The sequence below is a fragment of the Pseudomonas sp. 300 genome (genome assembly GCF_055803035.1).
The window spans coordinates 1038200-1060079 of sequence record NZ_JAVLRV010000002.1 but is presented as its reverse complement, the minus strand read 5'-3'; the positions used below and the strand labels follow the sequence as shown (position 1 = coordinate 1060079).

General features: G+C 61.1%; 16 protein-coding genes. 11 read left to right on the top strand and 5 right to left on the bottom strand.

Going from position 1 to position 21880, the window contains the following annotated elements; genetic code table 11:
- Nucleotides 1-14: 14 nt before the first annotated feature.
- On the bottom strand, nucleotides 15-1250 hold the full coding sequence (gene mhpT / locus Q7W83_RS11260; protein ID WP_150639499.1) for a 3-(3-hydroxy-phenyl)propionate transporter MhpT: 1236 nt from the start codon (nucleotides 1248-1250) through the stop codon (nucleotides 15-17).
- Between the two features lie 334 nt (nucleotides 1251-1584).
- Here mhpT and Q7W83_RS11255 point away from each other — a divergent pair, with 334 nt between their 5' ends.
- Nucleotides 1585-2895: an OprD family porin gene (locus Q7W83_RS11255; RefSeq protein WP_150632610.1), complete on the top strand. Its 1311-nt coding sequence runs from the start codon at nucleotides 1585-1587 to the stop codon at nucleotides 2893-2895.
- Between the two features lie 57 nt (nucleotides 2896-2952).
- Here Q7W83_RS11255 and Q7W83_RS11250 read toward each other — a convergent pair whose 3' ends face one another.
- Nucleotides 2953-3441: a MarR family winged helix-turn-helix transcriptional regulator gene (locus Q7W83_RS11250; protein WP_150653627.1), complete on the bottom strand. Its 489-nt coding sequence runs from the start codon at nucleotides 3439-3441 to the stop codon at nucleotides 2953-2955.
- A 212-nt stretch (nucleotides 3442-3653) separates the two neighbouring features.
- Here Q7W83_RS11250 and Q7W83_RS11245 point away from each other — a divergent pair, with 212 nt between their 5' ends.
- The 6 genes from Q7W83_RS11245 to Q7W83_RS11220 all read left to right on the top strand — a co-directional run bounded on the left by Q7W83_RS11245 (nucleotide 3654) and on the right by Q7W83_RS11220 (nucleotide 11982).
- Nucleotides 3654-4484: a p-hydroxycinnamoyl CoA hydratase/lyase gene (locus Q7W83_RS11245; RefSeq protein WP_150632608.1), complete on the top strand. Its 831-nt coding sequence runs from the start codon at nucleotides 3654-3656 to the stop codon at nucleotides 4482-4484.
- A 107-nt stretch (nucleotides 4485-4591) separates the two neighbouring features.
- Nucleotides 4592-6040: an aldehyde dehydrogenase gene (locus Q7W83_RS11240; RefSeq protein ID WP_473656060.1), complete on the top strand. Its 1449-nt coding sequence runs from the start codon at nucleotides 4592-4594 to the stop codon at nucleotides 6038-6040.
- Nucleotides 6041-6200: 160 nt separating this feature from the next.
- Entirely contained in the window at nucleotides 6201-8084 is a 1884-nt protein-coding gene (locus tag Q7W83_RS11235) for a feruloyl-CoA synthase (RefSeq protein ID WP_224787803.1), read from the top strand.
- The gene (locus Q7W83_RS11230) at nucleotides 8081-9322 is read left to right on the top strand and encodes a thiolase family protein (RefSeq protein ID WP_150653625.1); all 1242 of its coding nucleotides are present in this window, start codon (nucleotides 8081-8083) and stop codon (nucleotides 9320-9322) included. Before Q7W83_RS11235 ends, Q7W83_RS11230 begins: the two co-directional genes overlap by 4 nt.
- 82 nt (nucleotides 9323-9404) lie before the next feature.
- A complete protein-coding gene (locus Q7W83_RS11225; RefSeq protein ID WP_150632604.1) occupies nucleotides 9405-11162 on the top strand; it encodes an acyl-CoA dehydrogenase in 1758 nt (585 codons plus the stop codon).
- A 106-nt stretch (nucleotides 11163-11268) separates the two neighbouring features.
- Entirely contained in the window at nucleotides 11269-11982 is a 714-nt protein-coding gene (locus tag Q7W83_RS11220) for a GntR family transcriptional regulator (RefSeq protein WP_150632603.1), read from the top strand.
- A 12-nt stretch (nucleotides 11983-11994) separates the two neighbouring features.
- Here the strand turns inward: Q7W83_RS11220 and Q7W83_RS11215 are convergent, their stop codons facing one another.
- From Q7W83_RS11215 to Q7W83_RS11205, 3 genes are all read right to left on the bottom strand, one after another.
- On the bottom strand, nucleotides 11995-12945 hold the full coding sequence (locus Q7W83_RS11215; RefSeq protein WP_150632602.1) for a PDR/VanB family oxidoreductase: 951 nt from the start codon (nucleotides 12943-12945) through the stop codon (nucleotides 11995-11997).
- Between the two features lie 99 nt (nucleotides 12946-13044).
- Complete coding sequence (locus Q7W83_RS11210; protein ID WP_150632601.1) at nucleotides 13045-14103, bottom strand: aromatic ring-hydroxylating oxygenase subunit alpha; 1059 nt, start codon at nucleotides 14101-14103, stop codon at nucleotides 13045-13047.
- Between the two features lie 240 nt (nucleotides 14104-14343).
- Complete coding sequence (locus tag Q7W83_RS11205; protein WP_150632600.1) at nucleotides 14344-16128, bottom strand: sigma-54-dependent Fis family transcriptional regulator; 1785 nt, start codon at nucleotides 16126-16128, stop codon at nucleotides 14344-14346.
- A gap of 292 nt (nucleotides 16129-16420) precedes the next feature.
- Between Q7W83_RS11205 and Q7W83_RS11200 the strand changes: the two genes are divergently transcribed.
- The 4 genes from Q7W83_RS11200 (at nucleotide 16421) to Q7W83_RS11185 (ending at nucleotide 21859) form a co-directional block, all read left to right on the top strand.
- Nucleotides 16421-17896 (top strand): benzaldehyde dehydrogenase, encoded by a 1476-nt coding sequence (locus Q7W83_RS11200; RefSeq protein WP_473656059.1) that lies wholly within the window; start codon nucleotides 16421-16423, stop codon nucleotides 17894-17896.
- Nucleotides 17897-17963: 67 nt separating this feature from the next.
- Nucleotides 17964-18731, top strand: coding sequence for a coniferyl-alcohol dehydrogenase (locus Q7W83_RS11195; RefSeq protein WP_473656058.1), 768 nt, complete (start codon nucleotides 17964-17966; stop codon nucleotides 18729-18731).
- A gap of 101 nt (nucleotides 18732-18832) precedes the next feature.
- Nucleotides 18833-20482: a DUF1302 domain-containing protein gene (locus Q7W83_RS11190; protein WP_473656057.1), complete on the top strand. Its 1650-nt coding sequence runs from the start codon at nucleotides 18833-18835 to the stop codon at nucleotides 20480-20482.
- Between the two features lie 15 nt (nucleotides 20483-20497).
- Nucleotides 20498-21859, top strand: coding sequence for a DUF1329 domain-containing protein (locus Q7W83_RS11185; RefSeq protein WP_140678332.1), 1362 nt, complete (start codon nucleotides 20498-20500; stop codon nucleotides 21857-21859).
- The last annotated feature ends 21 nt before the right edge of the window (nucleotides 21860-21880 follow it).

The following is a 21880-nucleotide window of genomic DNA, read 5'->3' as shown; positions in this document are numbered from 1 at the left end:
GGCAGGGGGCGCAGTCAGGGTTTGTCCGCGACCGGGTTCGCCGTCCTCAGCTCGGGAGCAGTTTGCGGGTCCGATCGGACAATCACACTGATAATGGTCAGTGCTGCAATCACCAACCCCGGTGAAGTCGCCAGTAACACCCCAGTGGTGCCGGCCCCGGCCGCCAGAATCTGCCCCGCGGCCAGGGGACCTGCCACCGACCCCAGACGACCGATGGCTACCGCTGCGCCGACGCCGGTGGCACGCACCGAAGTCGGGTACGAAGGTGGTGCCAGGGCGTAAAGCACCAACTGCGCGGCCATCACAAACAACCCTGCGCAAAACCCGGCGATGGCCATGGGGACGATGCCCACCGACAGACCGACCCCGGTCAGCGCTGCCAGCAATCCGGCGTATACGGACAGCACCACCTTGACGCCGTTACAGCGATCCAGCAGCACCCCGCCAAGTAATGAGCCGAGGGCGCCGCCGATGTTGAACAGCATCTGCACCAGGCCAGCTTCGGCTTTGCTGAACCCTTGTTCCAGCAGCAGTGATGGCAGCCAGTTGAGCAACATGTACATCACAGTCAGGGTGAAGAAGTAGCTGAGCCACAACGCCAGGGTGACGCGAGCCCGGTCTTCGCCGAATAACGCCTGGACGGTTGAAGCGCGGGCCACGGTGACGGTGCCTTGTTGCTGGCGAAAGGCGCTTGACTCGGGCAGCAGCAGGATCATCAGCGGCACCACCAGCAAGGGCGCGAGCCCGCCGATGATGAAGGTCGTCTGCCAATGCTCGGTGAAGAGCATCGCGACCAACGCCGCCAATGCGCCGCCCAACGGCACGCCGGCATACATGATGCTGATCGCGGTACCGCGACGCTGCTCACCCACGGCCTCGGCACACAGGGCGATCAGGTTGGGCAGGGCGGCGCCCAGGCCCAGACCCGTCATGAAGCGCGCCAGTAGCAGGCCGGAGAAACTGCTGACGTAGGCGGTGCTGAGGGAGAACACGCCGAACAGCAGCACCGCTGCGATGAGGATTTTCTTGCGGCCGATTCGATCGGCAATCCAGCCGCCGAAAAAGGCGCCCGGCAGTAAACCGACAATTCCGGCACTGAACACCCAGCCCATCATTTTCGGGTCCAGGGCAAAGGTCTGGCGCAAGCCCGCAGCGGCAGTGCCGGCAGCTTGCAGATCGAAACCTTCGATCAGTGCAACGATAAAACACAGGGCTATGGTCAGCGTCGTACGACGTGATGGGGTGTCCATGGCGAACCTCATTATTGTTTTTGTTGGTGTGCTGACGGATGAACGCGAGCCTGTTCTCGCGAGGCGATGACAGGGCTGAAATAAGATTAACAAATATAACTAAAAAATGAATACCAAAGATTTTTCGCTAAAAAACACCATTAAAGTCAATTAAATCAAGTATATGGCGTGGCGATAGAGAGTTGCTCACAAAATAGATAATTATATTAATGTTCGTTTATCGGTCACTCGCGATTGACGCCACGCCAGGCTGTTTCCATTCTCTGGCTGCAGATCTCCGGGATAACCCCAACAATCCCGTTCAAAAAACAACAACAATAAGTGGACATCGAACATGCCAAACCTTCCTTGGGACGCCCTTGTGGCGGATTCAACCTTACCTGTTCGCGCACGCCACCTGGCCTTGCTGGGCCTGAGTTTGATTGCGCCATCGGCGCTGGCTGACGGTTTTATCGATGACAGTCATGGCACCTTGACCTTGCGCAATTACTACTTGGATCGAGACTACAAGGATGACGGGGCGAAAACCGCGGCACGGGAATGGGCTCAGGGTTTCATCATGAACGTGGAGTCGGGCTTTACCCCGGGGAGTGTCGGCTTCGGCCTGGATGCTCGGGGGTTGATGGGGGTCAAGCTGGATTCGTCGCCGGACCGTAGCGGCACCGAGTTGCTGCCGGTGTCCAGCAGCGACAAGCATGCGGCGGACGAGTATTCGCGCCTGGCCATGACTGCCAAGATGCGTGTTGCCCAGACCACGGTGAAAACCGGCGACGTGTCGATCTTCCTGCCATTCGCTTTCGCCAGCCCGTCGCGGCTGCTGCCGCAGACTTTTCGCGGCACCACGCTCAGCTCAAAGGACATCGACGGACTGATCTTCAACACCGGCTACATCGATCGCATCAACAAACGTGATTCCACCGACTACCAGCCAATGAGCATCGCTTCGCCAAACCGACGTTTCAACGGCGCGGCCACTTCATCGCACATGGCCTATGTCGGCGGCGATTACCAGGTGAACAAGGACCTCAGCCTGCGCGCTTATCACGCCGAAGTGGCGGACCTGTATCAGCAGAACACCTTGGCGTTGCTGCACACGCTGCAGGTGGGCGAGGGCACACTGACCAGCGACCTGCGCAGTTTTTTCAGCGATGAAGACGGCAGCGCCAAGGCCGGCAAAGTGGACAACCGCAACCTCTCGGCGCTGTTCGGCTATCGCTTTGGCGGCCATCGTCTGAGCGTCGGCTATATGCATGCCAGTGGCGACACAGCGACACCCTATGTCTCGGGCACCGAGTTGATGGGCATGAGCGAGCTGACCATGAGCTCGGACTTCCTCAATGCCAAGGAGCGGACCTGGCAAGCGATGTACGATTATGACTTCGCCGCCGCCGGGGTGCCTGGCCTGAAGAGCCGGCTGCGTTATGTGCGCGGTGACCATATCGAACTGGCGGCGTTGAATGCCGACGACCGCAAGGAGCGGGAGTTCCAGATGGAGCTGGGGTATGTGATCCAGAGTGGCCCGCTGAAGAATGTCGGGCTGATGGCGCGCAAGTCGATCTATCGCAATGACTTCCCCGCCGGCGCAGCGTTTCGCGATGAAAACCAGACCCGCTTTCTGGTGCTCTACACCTTGCCGATCTGGTAAGCCGTTTCACCTGTAATGACGCCGGCCGCTCCCCAGGAGCGTGCCGGCGCTTGCGTTTCAGGCTTGATAGACTTTTTTCAGCAACCTGAGCAGTACTTCGCGTTCCTGGCTGTCGAGAGCGGACGTGGCATCCATGTCGCTCTCGGCGGCGATCAGTTTCAACTCCTTGAGCAGCGTCTCGCCGGTTTTGCTGAGGAATATTCCATAAGAGCGTTTGTCCGGTTTGCAGCGTACCCGTACCGCCAGTGCCCGCTCTTCCAGCTTGTTCAGCAACGGCACCACTTGGGGTGGCTCTATGGCCAGGGCCTTGGCGAGGTCGGACTGCATCAGCCCGGGGTTCTGCTCGATGATCGCCAGGGCAGAGAACTGCGCGGGCCGCAAGTCGTGGGCAGACAGTCGGCTGATCAAATTCTGGAACAGTTTCAGCTGGGCTCGGCGCATGGCGTAACCGATTAGCTCGTCCAATGCGGAGTCCATGGGCGCCTGAATTTCGACGTCGTCGGCGAGGGCATCGGGGGCAGCGACATTTTTTGACGACTTGGCCATTGCGGGAAAATCCCTCGGGTTTCAGGTTAATAAAGATATCTAGTTTGACGAGGTTGGCCAGGAATAGCTACGGCAGGGAGCTAAAGCATTGACCTTTTGCAGGGTTAGAAGGTGAAAAATATTTGGTTAATTCAATTAATAGTTAATTGACATAACTAGTTTGTCGGTTTAGTTTTTACCCATCGTCAAGCCAAGAACAAGAGAGCATCACCATGAGCAATTACGAAGGTCGCTGGACAACCGTCAAAGTGGAAATCGAGGAAGGCATCGCGTGGGTCATCCTCAACCGCCCGGAAAAACGCAACGCCATGAGCCCGACCCTGAACCGCGAGATGATCGACGTTCTGGAAACCCTCGAGCAGGACCCGGACGCGGGCGTACTTGTGCTGACCGGTGCGGGCGAAGCCTGGACCGCCGGCATGGACCTCAAGGAATACTTCCGTGAAGTGGACGCCGGCCCGGAAATCCTTCAGGAAAAAATTCGCCGCGAAGCCTCTCAGTGGCAATGGAAACTACTGCGCATGTACGCCAAGCCGACCATCGCCATGGTCAACGGCTGGTGTTTTGGCGGTGGTTTCAGCCCATTGGTCGCCTGCGACCTGGCGATCTGCGCCGACGAGGCAACCTTCGGCCTGTCAGAGATCAACTGGGGCATTCCGCCGGGCAATCTGGTGAGCAAGGCCATGGCGGACACCGTGGGCCATCGCCAGTCGCTTTACTACATCATGACCGGCAAGACCTTTGGCGGTCAGAAAGCTGCCGAGATGGGCCTGGTCAACGAGAGTGTGCCGCTGGCGCAACTGCGTGAGGTGACCGTCGACCTGGCGCGCAATCTGTTGGAGAAAAACCCGGTGGTGTTGCGTGCGGCCAAACATGGTTTCAAACGCTGCCGCGAGCTGACCTGGGAGCAGAACGAGGACTACCTGTACGCCAAGCTCGACCAGTCGCGACTGCTCGACACCGAAGGCGGCCGCGAGCAGGGCATGAAGCAATTCCTCGATGACAAAAGCATCAAGCCCGGCCTGCAGACGTATAAACGCTGAAACACGCAGCGCACAGCGGGTGCATCCTGCTGTTCGCTGCCGCGTCCTGGCCCTGTTGTCACACCGCTTGAACGAATTCCCGATAAAGACAATAAAGAGGAATCACCATGTTGGACGTGCCCCTGCTGATCGGCGGCAAGTCGTGCCCAGCCCGTGACGGGCGAACTTTCGAGCGCCGCAACCCGGTGACGGGCGAGGTCGTGTCGCGAGTGGCCGCCGCTACCTTGGAAGATGCCGATGCGGCGGTCGCCGCGGCCAAGGCTGCGTTTCCTGCCTGGGCCGCACTGGCGCCCAATGAACGCCGCACGCGCTTGCTCGCCGCTGCCGAACAATTGCAGGCGCGCAGCGCGGAATTTATCGCCGCCGCCGGTGAAACCGGCGCCATGGCGAACTGGTATGGCTTCAACGTGCACCTGGCGGCCGGCATGCTGCGCGAGGCGGCATCGATGACCACGCAAATCAACGGCGAAGTGATTCCCTCCGACGTCCCAGGCAATTTCGCCATGGCCCTGCGCCAACCCTGTGGCGTGGTATTGGGAATCGCACCGTGGAACGCGCCGGTTATTCTCGCCACCCGTGCGATTGCCATGCCCCTGGCCTGCGGCAATACCGTGGTGCTCAAGGCCTCCGAACTGAGCCCGGCGGTGCATCGGTTGATCGGCCAGGTGTTGCAGGATGCCGGTCTGGGCGATGGGGTGGTCAATGTCATCAGCAATGCCCCGGCAGATGCCGCGGCCATCGTCGAGCGGCTGATCGCCAATCCGGCGGTGCGTCGAGTCAACTTTACCGGCTCAACCCATGTCGGGCGTATCGTCGGCGAACTGTCGGCGCGACACCTCAAGCCGGCACTGCTGGAGCTGGGTGGCAAGGCGCCGTTCCTGGTGCTGGACGACGCGGACCTTGACGCGGCGGTCGAGGCTGCAGCCTTCGGCGCCTACTTCAACCAGGGACAGATTTGCATGTCCACTGAGCGCCTGATCGTCGATGCCAGGGTCGCGGATGTGTTTGTCAGCAAGCTGGCGAGCAAGATCGCCACCTTGCGCGCCGGCGACCCGAGCGCTGTCGACTCGGTACTGGGTTCCCTGGTCGATGCCGCAGCTGGCGAGCGCATCCGGGGGTTGATCGACGATGCCCTCGACAAGGGCGCACGCCTGGTTGCCGGTGGTCAGATCGAGCGCAGCATCATGCAGCCGACCTTGCTTGATGGGGTGACCCCCGAGATGCGCCTGTACCGCGAGGAGTCCTTCGGTCCGGTGGCGGTGCTGCTGCGTGGCGAGGGCGACGAGGAGTTACTGCGCCTGGCCAACGATTCCGAATTCGGTCTGTCGGCGGCGATCTTCAGTCGTGATACCGGGCGCGCCCTGGCCCTGGCCCAGAGGGTCGAGTCAGGCATCTGCCATATCAACGGGCCGACCGTGCACGATGAGGCGCAGATGCCCTTCGGCGGGGTCAAGTCCAGCGGCTACGGCAGTTTCGGCGGCAAAGCGGCGATCGAACATTTCACTCAATTGCGCTGGGTCACTTTGCAGAACGGGCCGCGGCACTACCCCATCTGATCGTTCGTTGCGTTTCTCGGGCTGCTGTCTCGTGCGAGCAGCCGCTTGCGAATGTAAACAAGGCATAACAATAACAAGGATGCAGCCAGACGCTGCCATGCTTGCACCGAACCGCTTGAGGGCTGGTCGGTGCTGGCATGCCTTGATGGAGGATAACGACGTGAGTTCCGAATTCAGACCGCAGCCCCAATCCGGCGTTGCTCAAACGCGTTACCGCCACGTGTCCATCGGCCATTCCGCAGTGGAGGTCAGTGAGCGTCACGGCAACTTGCACATGCGCTCGCTGGAACCGCTGGCGCCGCTGCCCATGCGCCTGCTCGACCGATTGGTGCATTGGGCACAGGTGCGCCCGCAGCAGACCTTTATCGCTGCCCGCGAACAAGGCGGCGATTGGCGCCGGGTCAGTTATGCCCAGATGCTCGACAGCGTTCGTGCCATCGCCCAGAGCCTGCTCGGCTACGGGCTTTCGGCCGAGCGACCGCTGGCGATCCTCTCGGGCAACGACATCGAACATTTGCAGATCGCCTTGGGCGCGATGTATGCGGGGATTCCTTATTGCCCGGTTTCTCCGGCCTATTCGTTACTGTCTCAGGATTTCGCCAAGCTGCGGCATGTCTGCGATCTGCTGCGGCCGGGGTTGATATTTGTCAGCGACGCGGCCGCCTACCAGCGGGCGATCGATGTGGTGTTGCCCGCCGAGACTCCATTGGTTGCTGTGCTCGGACAAGTGCCAGGGCGTCGCCAGGTGACTTTCGCCAGCCTGCTCGAACGCCCTGGCGGTGCAGAGGCCGATGTCGCTTTCAACGCCACGGGCCCGGACAGCATCGCCAAATTCCTGTTCACCTCGGGCTCGACCAAATTGCCCAAGGCGGTCATCACCACCCAACGCATGCTCTGCGCCAACCAGCAAATGCTGTTGCAGACCTTTCCAGTGTTTGGCGAGGAGCCGCCGGTACTGGTGGACTGGCTACCGTGGAACCATACGTTCGGCGGCAGTCACAACGTTGGCATCGTGCTTTACAACGGAGGCACCTTTTACCTGGATGACGGCAAGCCCACGGCTCAGGGCTTCGCTGAAACCCTGCGCAATCTGAAGGAAGTTTCGCCGACCGCTTACCTGACTGTTCCCAAGGGCTGGGAGGAACTGGTCTCGGCGCTGGAAAACGATGGCGAGTTGCGTGAACGTTTTTTTGCCCAAATGAAGCTGTTCTTTTTCGCCGCAGCCGGTCTCTCGCAGAGTGTCTGGGATCGGCTCGACCGGGTCGCAGAGCAACACTGTGGCGAACGCATCCGCATGATGGCCGGGCTCGGCATGACCGAAGCGTCTCCCTCTTGCACCTTCACCACCGGGCCGCTGTCCATGGCCGGTTACATCGGCCTGCCGGCGCCGGGTTGCGAGGTCCTGCTGGTGCCGGTGGATGGCAAGCTGGAAGGACGTTTCCGTGGGCCGCACATCATGCCCGGCTACTGGCGCGCACCGCAGCAGACTGCCGAAGTCTTCGACGATGAGGGCTTCTACTGTTCCGGTGATGCCATCAAATTGGCCGACCCGAGCGATCCGCAACTCGGCCTGATGTTCGATGGTCGTCTCGCCGAAGACTTCAAGTTGTCCTCCGGGGTGTTCGTCAGTGTCGGCCCGCTGCGCAATCGAGCGGTACTGGAGGGCTCGCCCTATGTGCAGGACCTCGTTGTCACGGCGCCGGATCGCGAGTGCCTGGGCGCACTGGTTTTTCCCCGCCTGTACGAGTGCCGTCGGCTCTCGGGGTTGACCAAGGCTGCCAGCGATGCCGAAGTTCTGGCCAGCGCGCCGGTTCGGGCGTGGTTCGCCGACTGGCTGCAACGCCTCAATCGCGAAGCCAGCGGCAACGCCAGTCGCCTGGAGTGGATCGCGGTGCTCGACGAGGCCGCGTCTATCGATCGCGGTGAAATCACTGACAAGGGCTCGATCAACCAGCGGGCGGTCTTGCAGTGGCGTGCAGCCAAGGTCGAAGCGCTGTATCGCGGCGAAGACCTCTCGATCCTGCGCGCCGGTCCACGGTCGTGAACTACGCAGGGCAGTATTCGGCCTTCACCGATGTGGCGATTCTCGGGGCCGTGCGCACGCCCTGGATTGACGTTGGCGGTGCGCTGGCTCAGGTGTCGCCCATCGATCTGGGCATCAAGGTCGGTCGTGAAGTGCTGGCCCGTGCCGGGTTCGATCCGCGAGCGGTCGACAGTGTGCTGGCGGGCTCCATGGCCCAGGCCAGCTTCGACGCCTACTTGCTGCCACGCCACATCGGTCTTTACAGCGGTGTGCCGCAACAGGTGCCGGCGCTGGCGGTGCAGCGCATCTGCGCCACCGGTTTCGAGCTGCTGCGCCAGGCCGGTGAGCAACTTCGCGACGGCGTGGAACTGGCGCTGTGCGTGGGCGCCGAATCCATGTCGCGCAACCCGATTGCTGCCTACACCCATCGGGACGGATTTCGTCTCGGTGCGTCGGTGGATTTCAAGGATTTCCTCTGGGAGGCGCTGTACGACCCGGCACCGGGACTGGACATGATCGCCACGGCGGAAAACCTTGCCCGGCGTCATGGCCTGAGTCGCGAAACGGTGGATACCTATGCCCTCAATAGCCACGAGCAAGCGTTGCAAGCGCAGGCTTCTGACTGGTTCGCCGATGAAATCGTCGCAGTGCGCAACGAGTCATTCGAGCTGGACGGCTATCAGCCTCGGGGCATTACGCTGCCGCGTCGGGTAGACGCAGTCACCCTCGACAGCCACATTCGGCCCACTGATTTACTCGCATTGGCGACGTTGCGGGCGATTCATGCGGGGGGCGTGCAAACCGCTGGTAACAGCTGTGCGGTGGTGGACGGTGCGGCGGCGGTGCTGGTCGGTCGCGCATCGGCGGGTACGCGACCGGCACTGGCAAACCTGCTGGCGACGGCGGTGGTCGGCGTGGCGCCGGAGTTCATGGGGATCGGCCCGGCTCCGGCAATCCAGCTGCTGCTGCAACGCAGCGGGTTGGTCCTGGATGATATCGCCCTGTTTGAAATCAACGAGGCACAGGGGGCGCAGGTGCTGGCAGTGGCCCAGGCGCTGGAGCTGGACACCAACAAGCTCAACCGCCGTGGCGGCTCAATTGCCCTTGGTCATCCGTTAGCCGCCACCGGCCTGCGTCTGGTGATGACCCTGGCCCGGCAGTTGCGCGAGCAGAATCTGCGCTACGGAATCGCCGCTGCCTGTGTCGGTGGCGGACAGGGCATGGCCGTGCTGATCGAGAACCCCCAGTACCGCGTCTGAGCCCTATCACCGCTTTGAACAGCGCCGGGCTAATATTGACCGGCCACAGACCCTTGCAACTTTCGACGCTATGAGGCTTTCCATGTGGCACTACCAGGCGCCGCTGCGCGACATGCAATTCATTTTCGAACACTGGCTGCAGGCACCCCGTGCATGGGGTCAAATGTCCGCCTTCGAAGCCCTGGACTTACCACTGGCGATTCAGGTTCTGGAAGAAGCCGGACGTTTCAGTACAGGTATTCTGGCGCCGCTCAACAGCAACGGTGATCGCCAGGGTTGCCGTTTCGAAGAGGGCCGGGTCAGTACCCCGGACGGTTTTGTCGAGGCTTACCGGGCATTCGCCGAAGGCGGTTGGCCGGCGCTGGCCTGTGATGAAGCGTTCGGCGGTCAGGGGTTGCCGCAACTGCTCGATGCTGCACTGCAGGAAATGCTTTATGCCAGCAACCACGGCTGGGCCATGTACACCGGCATCGCCCATGGCGCCTATCTGTGCCTCAAGGCCCATGCACCGCAGTGGATCAAAGACCGTTATCTGCCGCAGATCGTCAGTGGTGAAGCACTGCCTACGATGTGCCTGACCGAGCCTCAGGCTGGTAGCGACATCGGCCTGCTGCGCTGCCGCGCCGAGCCGCTGAGTGACGGCAGCTATCGCCTGAGTGGCAACAAGATCTTCATTTCCGGAGGCGAACACGACCTGACCGAAGACATCCTGCATCTGGTGCTGGCTCGATTGCCCGGGGCGCCGGCAGGCAGTCGTGGTATTTCGCTGTTTCTGGTGCCCAAACGCCTGGATGACGCTCAAGGCAATTCCGTGCGCTGCGACGGTATCGAACACAAGATGGGCATCAAGGGCAGCGCCACCTGCTCGCTGACGTTCGACGGTGCTCAAGGCTGGCTGATTGGCGAAGCCAATCGTGGTTTGGCGGCGATGTTCGTGATGATGAATTCGGCGCGACTGCATGTCGGCCTGCAGGGCTTGGGACACGCCGAAGCCGCTTGGCAGAATGCCCACGCCTACGCGTTGGAGCGCAAGCAAATGCGTGCACCCAATCGACCGGCCGGCATTGGCGCCGAGGCGGCCGACCCCATCCACTATCATCCGGCGATGCGTCGCGCTTTGCTTGAATTACGGGCCTACGCCGAGGGCATGCGCGCCGTCGGTTATTGGGCGGCGCACTTGCTCGATCAGGCCGAGCATGACCCAGACCTGGCGACTCGACAGCGAGCCTTGCAACTGGCGGAGCTGTTGACGCCGGTGATCAAGGCTTTCTTCACCGAGCAGGGTTTTCGTCTGGCCAGCAATGCCTTGCAGGTGTTCGGCGGTTATGGCTACGTCGCCGAGTTCGCCATTGAGCAGACCCTGCGCGACAGCCGGATCGCAATGATTTACGAGGGCAGTAACGAGATTCAGGCCAATGACCTGCTATTGCGCAAAGTATTGGGCGATGAAGGCCGCGCCTTCGGCCAGTTGCTGGCGGTGATGCGCGAAGAAGTCCGGGAAGCCGGTGAGACAGCTGGTTGCGCCAGCTTTTGCGCTGAGCTGGCGCTGCTCTGCGACAAGCTCGAGGGCGTGCAAGCAGAAGTTCGTGACCGGGCAGCCGAGGAGGGTGAGTACCCCTATCGCGCCGCCGGAGATTTTCTGCGCCTGTGTGGTGTGGCCCTGTTGGCTTTTGCCTGGGCCCGGGCGGCGCGTGTCTCTCGGTTACTGGTCGACAGTGATCCACTGCGCGCCAGCAAACTGGAAACCGCGAGCTTCTTTTTTGCGTATTTGCTGCCGGAGGCCGATTACCGGATCGCTGCCATTCGTGCAGCCAGGGCGCCGCTAGCGTTTCTGGAGTGAGTTTGGGTATGTGCCAATGCCGGTAGTGCCCGCTGTGCGAGTTGATCTCCAGCTTGTGCAAGGCTTGCGTTACTATGGCCGCCCACGTTTTCTGGAAGTTGCCTGGATGAGTAAGCCCGGTCAGTTGGTGCTGGTAGCGCTGCGCAAGATGATCGCCTCGGGCGAGCTGGTTGCTGGCGAACGACTGATGGAAATCCCCACGGCAGAGCTGTTCGGGGTGTCCCGGATGCCGGTGCGTATGGCGTTTCGAACCCTCGAACAGGAAGGGTTGCTGGTGCGTTTTGGCGGTCGAGGGTTTCAGGTGCGCTCGGTCAGTGCCGATGACATCGCTGGTGCCGTCGAGGTGCGCGGAGTGCTCGAAGGCCTGGCGGCGCGTCAGACCGCCGAGCGCGGGCTTTCGGCGGAGGGGCGCGCGATCCTGGAACTATGCCTGCTGCAAGGTGACGAGTTGTTCGACAAGGGCTATGTCACAGAAGACGATCTGGAGGTCTACCATGACCTCAACATGCGTTTCCATCAGGTGATCGTCGACGGCAGCCACAACCCGGCCATCGCCGATGCGCTGGCGCGCAATGACCACCTGCCGTTTGCTTCGGTGACCGCGTTGGCGGTGGATCGTAACGACATGGTCCGCGAGTATCGGCGTTTCAACTTCGCCCACATGCAACATCATTCCGTCTTCGATGCCTTGATCAATCGCCAGGGTGCCCGCGCCGAAGCGATCATGCGCGAACACGCCAACGCTACCCTGCGCTATGCCGAGATATTTGGTTCTGCGACAGCCAATGAGCGGATGAAGGTCATTCACCGCTCTGAGTGAGGCTCGGCCTTTTCAGAGGTCCAGCACCAGCAGCGGTGATTTCGAACGCGAGCAGCACGGAGTGAACTGATCATTAAGTGCCTGCTCATTTTCGGTGAGGAACAGGTCGCGGTGATCCGGCACGCCCTCCAGTACCCTGGTCAGGCACGTGCCGCAAATGCCTTGTTCGCAGGACATGGCGATATCGATGCCATGGCTTTCCAGTACTTGAACCACGGTCTTGTCGGCCGGGATTTCGAAGACCTGGCCGGTGCTGCCAACCTTGACCGAAAAGCTCCCGTCGTTGCTGGTATCGGCTGGCGTGGCGGCAAAGTATTCGCGGTGCAGCGAGTCTTCCTGCCAGCCTTGAGCCTTGGCGCTGTCCAGCACGTGCTGCATAAAACCGCCCGGCCCGCAAACATACAGATGAACGTTCTCTCCTGGCTGGGCCAATACCCTGGCGGCGTTCAGCGCTGTTTCGGGTTGTTCATCGAAATGCAGAAATACCCGGTCGGCGAAAGACGAGTTCCTGATTCGTTCGACAAAGGCTGCACGCTCGCTTGAGCGTGCGCAGTAATGCATCTCGAAGTCCGCGTCGCTGTGTGCAAGACGTTCAGCCATGCACAGAATCGGTGTGATACCGATGCCGCCGGCAAACAACAGGCTGCGCCTGGCCTGGTGTGCCAGCGGGAACAGATTGCGTGGCTCGCTGATGCGCAGGCGATCTCCAGTGTTGATCTGTTCGTGCAGGCATTGCGAGCCGCCGCGCGAGTCTGGATCCTTGAGCACACCGATGAGGTAACGGTGGCGCTCTTCGGGGTGATTGCACAGGGAGTATTGACGGATGAGTCCGCCGGGCAGGTGCACGTCAATGTGCGCGCCGGCACTGAAACCGGGCAGTGCGTTGTCATTGACGCAGGCCAATTCATAGCTGCAGATGTCCTGAGCTTCGTTTTTGCGCGATACCACCACTACATCGATCATGCTTCATCCTCGGAGCGTTGCCACCGCAGTGGTCACTTCTGGTTATTTTGAACGTGTGCTGCGCAAGGGACGGGCACGACATGGCGTGCCCTGGCCAGCCTATTGAGCGGTGGCGATCAATTGCGGTTCGGGGGCTCGCTCGCTGGCGATGATGCGTTCCAGGACACGGCGCGACTGCACGCCGCCCGCATCGATATTGAGCTTCAGCACATTGCGTTGGGGGTGGTCCAGCAGGTTTTGCTGCTGGCGTTCGAGCATCTCCAGGTCTTCGCTGAAAATCTTCCCCTGACCCTCGCGAATGGTCGCGGTGAGTGCTTCATCCTGAGGATTGAAGTTGCGCGCCATGCCCCAGAAGTACCAGATGGAGGTCTCGGTTTCCGGGGTGATGAAGTCAACCACGATGCTGGATGCCTTGAACTCGGGGGCGGCGTGGTAGCCGCCATTGCCGGCATGGGCGACACCCACTTCGATCAGTACGTGACTGGGTGGCGAGAAGCGGCAGATTTGCCAGCGGTCCACTGGCACATCGTCGGCCAGATTATTGCCGCGCAAGGCCATGCGCCAGAACGGCGGCGCCATGATGTTTTCCATGTGGCGTGCGGTGACCACTTCGTCGCCCTCGACCGTCGTGGTCGGGGCGGCCTCATCGATTTCTTTCTGGCCGATGCTGGACGCATGTACGTAGGTTTCGTGCGTCAGATCCATGAGGTTGTCGATCATCAGGCGATAGTCGCAGCCGATGTGGAACAGACCGCCGCCGTATGCCCATTGATCGCTCACGGCCCACTCCAGGTGGTGGATCAGTGTCGGGTCGGCCTTGTCCTGTTCACCAGGCCAGACCCAGATAAAACCGTAACGTTCGACCACCGCGAAAGTCTTGTTGCAAGGGAAGCCGCGTACCCGTTGCCCTGGCATTTCGACAGTTTTGCCGTCGCAACCCATGACCAGACCGTGATAGCCGCACACGAGGTTGCCGTTTTCGACATAGCCCAATGAGAGCGGCGCGCCGCGGTGCGGGCAAAAGTCCTCAACTGCTGCAACCTGGTTTTCCTGGCTGCGATAGAAAACGATTTTTTCGCCGCAGATCTGCCGCCCGAGGGGGCCTTGTGCAATTTCATCGGGGGTGCAGGCGACGTACCACGTGTTTTTTGGGTACATGAATATTCTCCAGGTCAGCGCTTGTTTTTGTTTTGATGGATCCATTAGGCGATAAGCGGATGTCGCAAGTCAACCGTGTCCTGCTGCCGTTTATGCTTATAATTAAGCATAAGGAGGTATGCCTTACTCAAGTCGAGTATGTTTTAGACATGCGTAATGGATCCATTGAAAAATATTTATGTACAAAAAACCGCCAGTGGCGGTTTTTTTGGGGGTGATAAACGTGAATGGCTTTGCGCTTCAGGATGCCCGCTCTGCCGACGCCTGTTGGTACTTCTTCAGCCGATAGGCGAACTGCGCACGACTCAATCCCAGCAGTCGTGCGGCCGCAGCCAGATTGCCTTCGCTCTGTTGCAACGCTTCGTCGATCAAGCGCGACTCCAGTCCTTCAATGGAGAATCCTTGCTCCAGCCGGGTCAAGGTTTCCAGCAAGGCCGGGCGAGGCTGTGCGCTGGCGGGGCTCTGGTCGATGGCCGCGAGGCTACCCTTGTCGTCCAGAGAGTACAGCTCCTGTGGTACTGGCTCGTTGCGAAACAGGTGGACCAGATCGATGGCTTGACCATCCTCGCTGGCGATCAGACCGCGCTCTACCAGGTTCTGCAGTTCCCGCACGTTGCCGGGGAAGTCGTAGCGTAGCAATGCTTTGAGCGCGCGCATGGTCAGCCCGGCGGGTTTGCGCGCGTAGTCCTGGCAGAAGCGCCGCAGGAACGCGTTGACCAGTAACGGGATATCGTCGCGTCGTTCACGCAGTGGCGGCAGGGTGATGGGGAAGACGTTCAAGCGGTAGAACAGGTCCTCACGAAAGTCTCCAGCCGCTACCGCTTTGCGCAGGTCAACGTTGGTTGCCGCCACCACCCGTACATCGACCTTGATTGGCTGACCACCACCGATTCGTTCGATCTCGCGCTCCTGCAATGCCCGCAGCAGCTTGCCCTGACCGGGCAGGCTGAGGCTGGCGATTTCATCGAGAAACAGGGTGCCGCCATGAGCCCGTTCGAAGCGCCCGGGGCGCGAATGGGTGGCACCGGTGTAGGCGCCGCGCTCGACGCCGAACAGCTCCGCCTCGATCAGATTGTCCGGGATCGCGGCACAGTTGAGGGCCACGAAGGGTGCTTGATGGCGCGGGCTGTACTGATGCAGCTGGCGGGCAAATAGCTCCTTGCCGACCCCGGACTCACCGCTGAACAGTACCGTAGCGGGGGTCGGCGCCACGCGCTGCAACGCGAGGGTGGCGGCATTGAAGGCGGCGCTGGCTCCGATAGGTTTTGGACCGCCAGGCATTTCACTGTCGTCATCGGGGGCGGGTGCTGGTGCTGGATGCTGCCTGGGAGCGACGCTTGATGGCGAGGCGGTGAGATAACTCAGGTCTTGTTCGACATCGCCCCATTGTTCGGCGGTCTTGCCGACCACTCGGCAGGTCTCGTGGCCCATGCCCCGGCATTCGGTTTCACGGAAGATCACCAGGCGGCCGAACAGCCCGCTGACATAACCGATGGCATAGCCCAGTTCGGTCCAGCACACCGGGTCCTGGCCGATCCCGTAAGCGGCGATATGTTCGTCGGCCTCGCAGGAGTGATGCCAGAGGAACTCACCTTCGTAGAAGCCGGAGTCGGCGTCGAACTTGAAGTGCAGGGGTTCGACCTTGGTCATGCCCTCGAGGGTGTGCAGGCGAGTGCCGGCGGAGAAAATCGCCGCGGCATCGGCGTCCGGCCAACGCTCGCGGATCAGCCGTGCATCGCGTGCGCCTGACAGGTAGCCGGTGCGGGTAAACAGACCCCGGGTCTGTTCCAGACCCTGGCGGTCGATGATCTCGCGCCGAAGTGCGCCGAAGGATGAACTGTGCAACAGCAGCATGCGCTGATCGTTGAGCCAGATGCGTCCGTCGACAGGGGAAAAGAACAGGCATTCGGTCAACTCGGCCACGGTCGGTGAGTTGCCCTCGGCTAGCTGGGTACTGTCCCCGCGGGGCGAGAAATGCTCCTCCCGCATCGCGAGACCGGGAAACAGCAAGTGGGGGTTGTTCATTGTTATGCCCCTGAGCGCAATGACTGATCTAAATGAGCAACTTCAAAAATAGTTATTAAACATAACTTTATCATTTGAACAAGTGGCCCGGTGCTGGCGGAGTGTCGAGACCCTCGCCTGATCTTTGAGTGCTCATCTTGAGCCCACAGGCCAGAGCCTTCGCCATCTAAATAAGGGTGGCACGCAGGAAATCGGCACAGCCCTTGCTCTAGTGCTTTCACGACGCAGACGACTTCACCGCTTCAGCAAGGCGTCGTCGGGCGATGACAAACACAAGAGCCGGGAGGCCGAAATGTCGGTAAGTGAACCCTCTGATTTTCTGCGGGACGAGGTGTGGTGTGAACGCGTTTTCAATGGCGACTGGATACGCCCGTTAGGCGGAACCAATAGCGTACGCGAGCCAGCCACCGGCGAGGTGCTGACTGTCACCGGCCTGGCCGATGCGGCGGACATCGCGTTTGCCAGTCTCAACGCTGCCCGTGTCCAGCCGGCCTGGGCGGCATTGCGGCCGCGCGAGCGGGCGGAGATCTTTCGCAAAGCCGCAGCACTGGCCCAGCAACACTTTGCCGAGCTGGCGCTGTACATCGCTCGGGAAAGCGGCGGCAGTCTGTTCAAGGGTGAACATGAGGTCCGTGAGGCGATCGTCTTGCTGCATCAGGCGGCCGGTCTGCTGTCGCAACCCCATGGCCTGGTTCTTCCGAGCGAGGCGGGGCGCTTGTCCTATGCACGCCGGTTGCCCCATGGCGTGGTCGGGGTGATTTCTCCGTTCAACTTTCCTCTGGTGCTGTCCCTGCGCTCGGTGGCGCCCGCACTAGCGGCCGGCAACGCTGTGGTGCTCAAGCCTGATCCGCAGACCCCGGTCAGTGGTGGCTTCATCATTGCCCGGTTGTTCGAGGCAGCCGGTCTGCCCAAAGGTTTGCTGCAGGTTTTGCCGGGTGCAGCGGTGGCCGGTGAGGCGCTGTGCCGCGACCCGCATGTGCGGATGATCGCGTTCACCGGCTCTACCGCGGCGGGACGCAAGGTCGCGGAGGTGGCTGGGCGTCATCTGAAGAAAGTGGCCCTGGAGTTGGGCGGCAAGAACTCGCTGATCGTGCTCGAAGACGCCGATCTCGACCTGGCGGCCAGCAATGCCGCTTGGGGTGCCTGGCTGCACCAGGGGCAAATCTGCATGGCCACCGGACGTATCCTGGCCCATGAGTCGATCGCTGAAGAGCTGGTCCGCAGACTGGCAGAGAAAGCACGGACGATCACGGTCGGCAATGCCGCTCGCGGCGAGGCGGTACTGGGGCCTTTGATCAGCAAACGACAGTTGCAACGTGTGCATGAAATCGTCACGGACAGTTTAAGTGCCGGGGCAACACTGGAAGCCGGCGGCGAGTTTGAACAGCTCTTCTATCAACCTACGGTTCTTTCAGGCGTGCGCCCGGGCATGCGTGCGTTCGACGAGGAGATCTTCGGTCCGGTGGCCACGGTGGTGAGTTTTGCCAGTGACGAGGAGGCCATCGAGTTGGCCAATCGCACCGAGTATGGCTTGTCCGCGGCGATCATCTCGCCTTCGGTCGGGCGTGCCATGGCGATGGGTGAGCAACTCAATTGCGGTCTTCTGCACATCAACGATCAGACGGTGGCCGACGAATGCGTCAATCCATTCGGTGGGCGTGGCAGTTCGGGAAATGCCGGCAGCGTTGGTGGCCCGGCCGACTGGGACGAATACACCCAATGGCAATGGGTGACGGTCAAGGACACCGCGCCGCGCTACCCATTCTGACGGGAGCCGGCCTAAGCGAGTGGTTGGCCAACCGGGTGAATACACAAAAACAATAAGAGGACACAACATGAAACTCGACAACAAGATTGTACTGGTGACCGGGGTCTCCTCGGGTATCGGCGCCGCCACTGCAAGCCTGCTGCGCGGCCACGGTGCCCAAGTGATTGGCGTGGATCTGAAGGCCCCGCACATGACCCTGGACGGCTTTGTCCAGGGCGATCTGAGCAGTGCCGAGAGCATCGACCGGCTGTTGCCGCAGTTACCGGCACGGATCGATAGCCTGTGCAATATCGCCGGGGTCCCGGGCACCGCGAATCCGCAACTGCTGGCGCAGGTCAATTACCTGGGGTTGCGCCACCTGAGCAGCGTGCTACTGCCGCGCATCACGGCTGGCGGCAGCATCGTCAATATCGCCTCGATCCTCGGTGCCGAATGGCCGCAGCGCCTGGACCTGCACAAGGCGCTGGCGAGCATCGAAGATTTTGCCGCCGCGCAAGCCTGGCTGGCCGAACACCCGGTACCGGACGAGACCTGCTACCAGTATTTCAAGGAAGCCTTGATCGTCTGGAACTACGTGCAGGCCCAGCCCTGGTTTCTCGAGCATTCGGTGCGCATGAACAGCGTGGCGCCAGGCCCGGTTTTCACGCCCATCCTCGGCGACTTCGTGAGCATGCTCGGTGAGGCCCGGACCCAGGCTGATGCCCATCGCATGAAACGCCCCGGTTATGCCGACGAGGTGGCGGCGGTGATCGCGTTCCTGTGTGCCGACGAGTCGCGCTGGATCAACGGCGTCAACCTGGCAGTCGATGGCGGATTGGCCTCCACCTACATCTGAAACGGACACCCGTAGACAGCGGCGCAAGCCGCTACCCGAGCGTGTTGGCTGGCGCCATGCGTGCAAAGCCATGCAAAAAATAAAAATAATGAGGAGCGTCCATGGACAACGTTAAACGTTGCTTTCGTTTCAAGCATTGCGCCCTGTTTCTGGCGTTATGCAGCACAGGTGTGATGGTCGGAAGGGTCGAGGCCATGCAAATGGACCTCGGTGATTCCGACTGGAAACTGCGTTGGGACAACACCATCAAATACAGCCAGGCCTGGCGTCTACAGGGTCAGGACAGCCGTTTGGTCAACGCGCCGACCGCCAACGGCCTGTATCCCTCGATCCAGAGTCAGGGCGATAAAAATTTCAGTAGCGGTCTGGTCTCCAACCGTCTGGACCTGTTTTCCGAAATGGACCTCAGTCGGCAAAACTACGGGCTGCGTGTGAGTGGCGCGGCCTGGTACGACGATATCTACAACAAGGACACCGACAGCCGCGAGCAAACGCATTTCCTCAGTGAGACCCGTAAGCTCCATGGCCGCGACGGCGAAATCCTCGACGCCTTTGTGTTCCTGCGCGGTGACCTCGGTGAAGACTCCCAGGGCGTGGTGCGTCTGGGGCGGCACAGCCTGATCTACGGTGAAAGCCTGTTCTACGGCGGCAACGGGATTGCCAATGCCCAGGGCCCGACCGACGTGGTCAAGTTGCTTAGCGTGCCGGGGACCCAGTTCAAGGAGATCCTGCGTCCGGTCAATCAGATCTCCGGGCAGTTGCAGATCAATCCGCAGTTGTCGGTGGGCGCCTACTACCAGTTCGAGTGGGAGCGTTCCAATCTGCCCGGTGCCGGCAGCTACCTGAGCGATGCCGATGCCATCGGCTACGGCAGCGGTTCGCTGCGCGAGGTGTTTGGCAACGACACCGTGAATGGCGGCGATCTGAAACCGAAGAACTCGGGGCAGGGCGGTATGCAGATTCGTTTCAAACCGACCGGGACCGAACTGGAACTGGGTTTTTACGCCGCGCAGTATCACGACAAAACCCCGATTGGGCTGTACGCCTACCTTGACGGCGCCGCGGCGGCGGCCACCGGGTTGCCGATCCTGAGTTCTTATCGTCAGGTCTACGCCGAAGATATCAAGACTGCCGGCGTCAGCTTTTCCACTGCCTATGGCCCGTTCAACTTCGCCGGTGAAACCTCTGTGCGCTGGAATGCGCCGCTGGTGAGTAATCTGCAAGTGGTGACACCGGGCACGGATGCAGATGGCGGCGACAACTCGCTGTTTGCTCGGGGCAAAACCGCGCACGCCAACCTGTCGGCGATTTACCTGTTATCACCGACGGCTTTCTGGGACGGCGGCTCGGCACTGGCCGAACTGGCCTGGAACCGAACCCTGAGCGTCACCGAGAACGCCGCGGCGCTGGATTCCAACACGACCCGCGATGCGACGGCATTGCGCGTGTTGGTGGAGCCGGCGTACTTCCAGATTGTCGACGGGATCGACCTGACCGTGCCGATCGGCATGGGCGTGGTGCTCGATGGGCGCTCTTCGGCCGTTAACAAATCGGGCTTCGGCAATACCCATTCCGGCGACTGGAGTGTCGGGCTCAAGGCCACTTATCTACAGCGCTGGGATGTTGGCCTCAACTACGTGAACTTCTTCGGTGCGCCGAAAGCCGGGCTGCGCGAGGACGGGAATTTCAGCTACGGGCAGTCGCTGGCCGACCGCGACTTCGTCTCGCTCTACGTGAAAACCTCATTCTAATAAGGTGGATTCGCCATGCAGAACAAAGCATTTCTCAACACGTGCGTCCTCACCCTGGCCCTTGCCGGCATGAGCCTGACACAGGCAGCGGTGTCGCCCGAACAGGCGGCCCGTTTGAAGTCCGAACTGACACCCCTTGGCGGCGAGCGCGCCGGCAACGCCGATGGCAGCATCCCGGCCTGGGATGGCGGCTACACCAAGGTTGCGCCGGGTTACAAGGCGGGCGACAAACGTCCCGATCCATTCGCCGGTGAGAAACCGCTGTACTCGATCAAGGCCTCGAACATGGAGCAGTACGCCAGCGAGCTGGCCGAAGGTACCAAGGTTCTGTTGAAGAAATACCCGGACTACCGGCTGGACGTTTACCCCACCCATCGCTCGGCAGCAGCCCCGCAATGGGTCTATGACAACACCGCCAAGAATGCCCTCCGCGCCACGCTGGACGTTGAGACCGAGAAAGTCGCCAGCGCCTACGGCGGCATCCCGTTCCCGATTCCGGACAACGGCGCGCAAGTCCTGTGGAACTATCGGCTGTCCTGGCAGGGCGGCGATACCATCAGCTCGCCTTTCGACACTTGGCTGATGACGGCGGGCGGCAAGAAAGTCCAGGCGACCCGTGCCCAGTACACCTACCAGTTTCCCTACTACGTCGAAAACGGCAGCCCGGAGAATTTTTCCGGCAAATACCTGATTGGCAAACTGTTGACCGAACTGCCGTCGTCGAAGGCCGGCGAAGGCCTGATGACCCATTGGGACCTGGACCCGGCCAACCGTGCGGCCTGGCAGTACCTGGTTGGCCAGCGTCGTGTGCGCCGGGCGCCGAACATCGCCTACGACACCCCGGACTTCGTCACCTCCGGGGTCGGTCTGTTCGACGAAGCGTTCATGCTGTTCGGACCGACCGATCGCTACGACCTCAAGTTGATGGGCAAGAAAGAACTGATCGTCGCCTACAACAACAACCGCGCCGGTCTTGCCAAGAGCGACGATTTGGTCAAACAGAACTTCCTCAATCCCGATCTGGTGCGCTGGGAGAAACATCGGGTCTGGGTGGTCGAGGCCACGCTTAAATCCGGCAAGCGCCATGTGGTGCCGCGCCGGACCTACTACGTCGACGAGGACTCCTGGCAGATCCTGATGGCCGACGGTTATGACGCGCAGGGCAAACTGGGGCGCCAGATGTATTCGCTGACGCTGTTGGCACCGGACCTGCCGGCGCTCACTGCACAGGTCATGTGGGGCAGTTACAACCTCGACACCGGCGCCTACTTCCTCAACTCCTCGAGCAATGATCTGGCGGTTCAGTACCAGAAAGTCGCGAAGCCTTCGGCCTCCTACTTCACGCCGGATGCCATGGCCAACGAAAACATGCGTTGAACCCTGGGTGGCCGTGGCGGG